The following is a 609-nucleotide window of genomic DNA, read 5'->3' as shown; positions in this document are numbered from 1 at the left end:
TGTACAGGCCGGCTGCGGGCAGGCGTTGCAGGGTCTGACGGGCCAGCTCGGCCGGCAGTGCTTCACCGCTGCACACCACGCGTTTGAGGCTGACGCAGCTTTCCACTGCCTCATGGGTCATGAACGCCTGCAGCATCGACGGCACAAAGTGCAGCGTGCTGATGCCGTGCTGGTTGATGGTGTCGACCAACAGCTGCGGGTCGCGGTGGGCACCCGGCTGGGCCACGACCAGGCGGGCGCCGGTCATCAATGGCCAGAAGAACTCCCACACCGACACGTCGAAGCTGAACGGGGTTTTCTGCAGCACGCTGTCGCTGGCGTCCAGGCCGTAGGCCTTCTGCATCCACCACAGGCGGTTGACCAGGGCCTGATGGCTGTTGCCGGCGCCTTTCGGGCGGCCGGTGGAGCCGGAGGTGTAGATCACATAGGCGAGGTTCAGCGGCGCCACGTCGATATTGGGGTTGGCATCGCTGTAGCCTTCGAGGTTTTCGCCATCCAGGTCCAGGCTGCGCAGGCCGGCGGGAATCGGCAAGGTTTCGCGCAGGTGCGACTGGGTCAGCAGCAAGGTGATGCCGCTGTCTTCGAACATGTAGCTCAGGCGGTCCTGTG

General features: G+C 64.9%; 1 protein-coding gene. It reads right to left on the bottom strand.

Going from position 1 to position 609, the window contains the following annotated elements; all coding sequences use genetic code 11:
* Window positions 1-609: AMP-binding protein (locus HP547_RS29245; RefSeq protein ID WP_172288995.1), on the bottom strand; the 609-nt coding region annotated here is incomplete at both ends.

The organism is Pseudomonas sp. CM27, assembly GCF_013179515.1.
GTDB lineage: Bacteria > Pseudomonadota > Gammaproteobacteria > Pseudomonadales > Pseudomonadaceae > Aquipseudomonas.
The sequence above is the reverse complement of the archived record's forward strand: the minus strand, read 5'-3'. Positions and strand labels throughout refer to the sequence as shown.